Annotated in this window: 5 protein-coding genes; 1 reads left to right on the top strand and 4 read right to left on the bottom strand. The window is 62.5% G+C overall.

Annotated elements, in window-relative coordinates:
• Positions 1-424: 424 nt before the first annotated feature.
• The 3 genes from VN856_RS07935 to VN856_RS07925 form a co-directional block, all read right to left on the bottom strand.
• On the bottom strand, positions 425-1345 hold the full coding sequence (locus VN856_RS07935; RefSeq protein ID WP_325687801.1) for a universal stress protein: 921 nt from the start codon (positions 1343-1345) through the stop codon (positions 425-427).
• 35 nt (positions 1346-1380) lie between these two features.
• A complete protein-coding gene (locus tag VN856_RS07930; RefSeq protein WP_325687799.1) occupies positions 1381-1968 on the bottom strand; it encodes an HdeD family acid-resistance protein in 588 nt (195 codons plus the stop codon).
• Between the two features lie 269 nt (positions 1969-2237).
• Complete coding sequence (locus tag VN856_RS07925; RefSeq protein WP_325687797.1) at positions 2238-3566, bottom strand: helix-turn-helix domain-containing protein; 1329 nt, start codon at positions 3564-3566, stop codon at positions 2238-2240.
• Positions 3567-3855: 289 nt separating this feature from the next.
• Between VN856_RS07925 and VN856_RS07920 the strand changes: the two genes are divergently transcribed.
• Positions 3856-5079, top strand: a complete 1224-nt coding sequence (locus VN856_RS07920; protein ID WP_325687795.1) for a helix-turn-helix domain-containing protein — start codon at positions 3856-3858, stop codon at positions 5077-5079.
• A 40-nt stretch (positions 5080-5119) separates the two neighbouring features.
• Here the strand turns inward: VN856_RS07920 and VN856_RS07915 are convergent, their stop codons facing one another.
• A complete protein-coding gene (locus tag VN856_RS07915; protein WP_325687793.1) occupies positions 5120-5707 on the bottom strand; it encodes an HdeD family acid-resistance protein in 588 nt (195 codons plus the stop codon).
• Positions 5708-6173: the final 466 nt, after the last annotated feature.

Here is a 6173-nt window from a genome sequence, read left to right as displayed (position 1 = left end):
TTCCCGCGTCGAGACCGGATCAGCCAGATGGCCGTTACACATGGCAGCCCCTTTCCTTACTGAGCGCGGGGGTGATGATTCCCGCCGCAATCCGATTGTTGTTCAGCGAGTGATCGACATCGATGTGCGTACGGACAATCTCCACGCCGCGATGATGTAGTGGACACCCGTGCATTTCGCCGAAATGCTCGCGAACCCGCTCGGAAACGACATTTCGACACCGGGGTTATGAAGCCATGGGCCTGGCGGCACATCCCAATTCAGGAGTAAACGACCTAATTTGGGATCCTTTCCGCCAACCTCGATGACGCCACGCCTGAGAGCAAGGTCGCCCGTGCTCAGGTGCCCCATCGACGAATCAGCATCCGGCCGTTCGGATTCCGCGCCGGCTATATGAGGCGGGTAACGATCGACTGGGGACTGGTCAGGTCCAACCCCACACGCGTCGGATCCACCCATGGTCCGTTTCATGCCGGCCGTCGCGGACAACAATGACTGGAACGCGCGCGGACCGAACGACCGCGGAAGTAACGGAGCCCAAGTGCATTCCGGCATACCCGCCGCGGCCACCGCTTCCCAGAACTACGAGCTGGGCATTGCGTGACTCATCGACCAGCCAACGGTCCGGCACGTCACAGACGAGTCGGCTTTGCACCTGCACGTCTGGGTAGCATTCTCGCCAACCGGCCAGTCGCTCAGTTAGCAGCTCTGCGGCTTTGTCGCGATAGGTTCTCAAATCCATGCCGACGATCGGAAAAACTCCCACATCGCTCCAGGCCAGCAGCGCCAGCAATGGGACTCCGCGCCGCGAAGCTTCATCGAAGGCTGTCGCAGCGGCTCCGTCCGACGCTGTTGAGCCGTCGATGCCGACAAGAACCGGTGCGTCACCGATCTCATCCTGTGCCGATTCTGGATCAGGAACGACTGTCACTGCGCAGTTCGCATGGTGGAGCAGCCCCGCGATGACCGGGCCAAGCATCCCGCGGCCGAACGCGCGCCGGCTGCTGCCGACCACGACCATCTGCGCATCGTGTGATGCCTCGACTAGCGTCGGCACCACACCGGCGTACTGCCGCTGGGTGCGGATGTCCGGCCGATTCTCACCGGCCAGTTGCTCGACGATTCGTCCTGCCTCCTTGAGGATCTGGCGCGCGCGGAGTTCCTCCCCTTGTGTAATGGTGTGGTTGGGGGCCATCGCCGAGCTGGCCAGCGTCGGAGCGACAACGTTTATGAGTTTGATCGGCGCCACACGCATCATGGCCTCGCGTGCCGCCCAGCGGACAGCGGCATCGGACGCGGGCGACCCGTCGACACCGACGACTATGTTGGACCGCATTGCCGGCATGAACACTGCGTCCTCCCGTTAGACGCCGAGGGATCTCACGCCGCCATCGGTTCAGAGACAGGGTCGAGTGTTCGGCGTATCTTCTTGGCGTCCTTGCGGATCCGAAACGCCTGCACGATTTGCACCAAGCCGATCAGGACCAGCCACATGCCGTTGACGATGTCGAGCGCAACGATGGAATCAAACGGCCAAGCAATCACGACGCCCCCGGCGATCATCGATATGACGCCGGTAACGATGTACCAGAACCGGCCGGGCAACGCCGGTAGGCTTCCGGCAACTGCAATCTCGGAAACGCCCAGGAAGGTGAAGCCGACTCCGATCCACAGCGACAGCAGTAAGACGGCGTAGCCCTCGCCGAAGTGCCGGAAGGAAAAAATCGCCATGACTACCGACAACGCGCCGGCGATGAACCACATGACCCGTGCGGGCGCCGACGTTGGCAAGGTGAACGCCAGATACACCTCGGTGAATCCGCTCACTAGCAGATAGACGCCGAATAAGACTGAAACGACAAGGATCGACGGGCCAGGCCACGCCAGCAGCACGGCGCCTAAAATCGCGGCCAGGGCGCCGGCGACCAGCTTTCCTTTCCACTGCTGTTCAGCCAAAATGCCATTCATCGTGCTGCTCCTTACATCATCGATACATGTTTGCACCTTGACCGCCTGCTGTCGTTGCAGGCCAATGGGTTTCGATGCCAGGCCACGCGCCTTTCGTCAACTCCTCAATCGTTAAATGAGCCAACGCTGGTGTCGATGTGGAGGCTTACAACATGCCCGAGTGTGTGTTGTCATCGTCGACAGCGACCGGCACACCGGGCGTCCGTGCGGTTTGCCACGCAGTAGTCGGCAGCACGGCCGGCCAAACAGCCAAGGGTCACGCCGATCGGCTAGATGAGCCGGCGATAGATCTCGAAGGCCAAACACAGTTCTGCGACATCCCTTGGGCGCGAAAGCGTGAGTCCGGTCCGTTTCTCAATCCGGCGCAAGCGGTAGCGCACGGTGTTGGGATGACAACACAGTCGTTCAGCGGCGGCGCCCACCGAGGCCTCGGTTTCCTGCCACACCTGAAACGTTTCGAACAGAATCTCCCGCTCCTCGTCAGGAAGGTCGCCAAAACACGCCAACGCGATGCCAGCCGATTTGGCCATCACGTCCGGGGCGGCGAGCGCGGCGGTAGCCAGGATCGTTCCGTCGAATACCGCGACTGTGGAGGCGTCAGGCCGGCCCCGCAGGGTCACTTTGGCAAAGTGCAGAGCCTGTGGTACCTCCCGCAGATCGTCGAATTTCGCGCTTACCCCGACCCGGCCGACCGCCGTCCGAGACACCAAAGCGACAACCCTGTCGAGTTGCTGCTCGGATGCAAGGTGCACGATCCCGACCTGCCAGTCGGGCAGCAGCCGCCATGCCGAATACACGTCCAGGCTGCGCAATTTCGGCTCGATGAGCGGCAGCGGCTCGCTGTCCGCGGACGTTACCTCGGCGGCAATGACCACAAAGGGACCGTCCTTGGGCAGCCGAAGAGAGCCGGCTAGCTCGGACAAGCTGCAGTCGTCGACGACTCGGCCCTCAAGCAGCGAGTCGATCAATAACGGGCGCCGCGATGCGTCGTCGAACATTTGCCGTCGCTGCTCGTCGCGGTATCCGGCGACCAGCGCGGTGCCGACCAGTTCTGCGAAGGCGCTGATGCGCGCCTCGGTGTCGGCCGGCATGGGCCCGGGTTCAGCCGAACCCACGGCCGCCAGGCCCCAGACCCGTCCATCGAGGACGACGGGCATACCCACCGCCGCGCGCAGGCCCATCGCACGCGTGAGTGCGGCTATCGACCCGGCGGCGTTCTCGTAACTGTTCATCCGCGCCGGCCGGCCGGTGCGGTACACCATCGTGGCCAGGGTGTCGCCGTCCATCGGGGTTCGGGTGCCCACGGGCCACTTCAACGGTGCGGGGGAACGGAAATCCGCAGCCAGCAGCGTGACTTCGCCGCTTGTCTCGTAGCGAAACAACCCGGCCCTTTCCACGAGCAAGCATCGCCGCATTTCTTTCACCACCGCGTCGAATACTTCCGACGGTTCGACTCCGCGGGCCACCAACGTGGAGAGTCGGCGCAAGGCCGCCTGCTCTGCGGCGAGCTGGCGATATTGCGTGTATATCCAGGCGTTGTCCGCTGCCAAATCGAGCTGCCCGTCGGCAAGTTCGCCGCCGGTTGATCGTTCGTCCATGGCTCTCGCCCCTAGGTGCTGTCGATATCGCTGTCAGCGTTCGCGAAGAGCCAAGTCGGCGTCATTGGGACAGGCTGCTCAGCTGCCGAACCTCGCCTATGTGTGGTGCATCGTCACAAACGATGCGCCGACCAGGCGCTAGCACCACCATCGCAGGCCACCGTGCTGCCGTCCTTGTGAGCGGTTACACGATCGACCGGCCGGAGCTGTGTCCGGGCACAAGTTCGCGACCAAGCAACTTCGGTTGACCCTCACATCCGGCCAGCGAGCAAGCCTATGGTTTGGGGCTATGAGCGCGGTACCACACGCCGACGACGTCCGGCCTAGTGATGCCGCCGATCCGCACATTGTCGAGCTCAGCAAGCTCATGCTGACCCGTGCCCCGGCACTGGGAGAGGCGCTGGCCGATCGGCTCTGCCGGGAGATCGAGGCGTACCGCGACGGCACCGTCGTGACGAAAGGCGAAGTACGGGCAAGTTGCGAAGCAAACCTGACGTTTGTCTTCCACTCACTTTCGGGGCACGCGAACATCGATGTATCGCCTGCCCAGGCGGCGGGAACTGCGCGTGCGCTCGCCGGTGTGCCACTACCGGCGGTGATGACCGCCTATCGGGTCGGATTCCGCTTCATGTGGGAGGAGACCCTCGCTGCCGCACGGGCCGCGCAGATACCCACCGAGTCGATGCTGGACGCCACCGCACGCATCTTTCTTGCGCAGGACACCTTCACTCAGGCGATGACCAGCGCCTACCGCCAACAAGTGACCGCGCAGATTCTCGAGCAGGAAGAAGAACGGTCGGCGCTGGTCGAAGCGCTGCTCTCTCAACGGATAACCGACACGCAGAGCCTCTGGGAGGCAGCCGACCTGCTCCGGCTGCCCACCTCCGGACCGTACGTCGTCGTCGCAGCCGAGTTGCCGGCGATTGGAAAATTGGGACTGCCCGCGATCGAAAACAAGCTCTCCACCCGCGATATCCGTTCGGCGTGGCGGCTGTTGCCGGACTTGCAAGTCGGCATCGTCCATCTGCGGAAGCCCGCGACGCCCCACACCCTCGGCACGCTGATCGACGTACTCCACCAGACTGCGACCACCCGGGTCGGCATCAGTCCAACGTTTCACGAACTGGCCGAAACGAGCAGTGCGCTGCGATTCGCCCGGCTGGCGGTCAGCGGGAAGGCATCGGCCGACTCGCTGGTAACGGTGTTCGACGACACCCCTCTTGCGGTCGCGGCGGTGAGCGCGCCCGAGGTCATGGCGAAAATCAAGTCGTCAGTGCTAGGGCGACTGAACGAACTGCCGGCCGAGGAACGCACGATCCTGCTCGACACCTTCGAGGCGTGGTTCCAGGCGGGTGGCTCCGCCAACGAGGCCGCGGGGAAGGTCTTCTGCCATCCCAACACCGTGCGGCACCGTCTTCGCCGTATCGAGGAGTTGACCAACCGGTCACTCTCGCGGCCCAAGGACATCGCCGAACTCTGCCTGGCCTTCGAGGTCGAGCAGCGACTGCCTTAAGGCTTTGTCACCCCGTCAGCCGAATGGCTTTAGCGACGACCTATCCGACGGCGTGAGCGACGACATCGTGGACGGTGTGGCCCGCCTTGCGAATCCCGAAGGCCTGCACGATTTCGAACACACCGATGGCGACAAGCCAACTGCCGACGACGAGTGTCAATATGGCGAGCGAATCGAACGGCCAGGACAGGACAACGATGCCGGCGATAAAGCTGATCACACCGAAGAAGATCACCCATCCTCGTCCGGGAAGGACGGGGTCACTGATTGCCGATGCCGCCGTAGACGCGCCGCGGAAGATGAACCCGACAGCGATCCAAATGGCCAGCAACAGATATGCGTATCCGTAGTCAAAGTGGCGGAAGGCCAGTACCGCCAGGACCACGGATGCCGCGCCGCTCAGGAACAGCAGGATGCGCCCGCCAGCCGTCGCAGGCAGAGTGAACGCGAAGATCACTTGCGCGACCCCGCTCACGAGTAGATACACGCCGAAAAGGACCGCCGCGACGGTAATCGATATTCCCGGCCAGGCCAGAATGAGGACGCCCACGACCGCGGTGAGCACTCCCGACAGCAACGTCGCTTTCCAAAAATGATGAAACAGACTCCGTGGTGCAGTGTTGGTCATCCTCGAAGCTTTCACCCGAAGAACACAACTATCCAGTGTTTTCTCGCATCGATTTGGGATTGTTCCTGGCGACACAAATAAGCGCCTGACAAAAGGTTTCACGAACAATGCCAAACCTCGGCCGCGGCTGCAGACGGCTGGTCCACGGCCGGGCAGCCCACCCATATTGGTGGCGCTTTGTCGCCGGACGACAACGATGCGCCCGAAGTTGGTTGGTACGCGACGTCGCTGCGCCGCATTGATCTAGCTAGATTTCATCACGAACGCAACGCAGCGTAGTTGGACAACTAAAAAGATCTCGAATCAGCAAGTGTCACAACACATCCCCCTCGCAGAGAAAAGGTGAAAGCCATGTTGATCCCATTCATGATCTTCCTGATGATCCTGTCCCCCGTGCTCATCCCCGCCGCCGTCACCATCGTGAACGTCATCCAGGGCAACCACCTCCCAGCCGGCCAGTCGCGCC

The organism is Mycobacterium sp., from assembly GCF_035603715.1.
Classification (GTDB): Bacteria; Actinomycetota; Actinomycetes; order Mycobacteriales; family Mycobacteriaceae; genus Mycobacterium.
This window is presented reverse-complemented; position numbering and strand designations above follow the sequence as displayed.

What these genes read in the sequence shown, in the direction of transcription:
- VN856_RS07920 (WP_325687795.1), top strand. Translation starts at nt 3,856, where the DNA reads ATGAGCGCGGTACCACACGCCGACGACGTCCGGCCTAGTGATGCCGCC.
- VN856_RS07915 (WP_325687793.1), bottom strand. Translation starts at nt 5,707, where the DNA reads ATGACCAACACTGCACCACGGAGTCTGTTTCATCATTTTTGGAAAGCG.
- VN856_RS07930 (WP_325687799.1), bottom strand. Translation starts at nt 1,968, where the DNA reads ATGAATGGCATTTTGGCTGAACAGCAGTGGAAAGGAAAGCTGGTCGCC.
- VN856_RS07935 (WP_325687801.1), bottom strand. Translation starts at nt 1,345, where the DNA reads ATGCCGGCAATGCGGTCCAACATAGTCGTCGGTGTCGACGGGTCGCCC.
- VN856_RS07925 (WP_325687797.1), bottom strand. Translation starts at nt 3,566, where the DNA reads ATGGACGAACGATCAACCGGCGGCGAACTTGCCGACGGGCAGCTCGAT.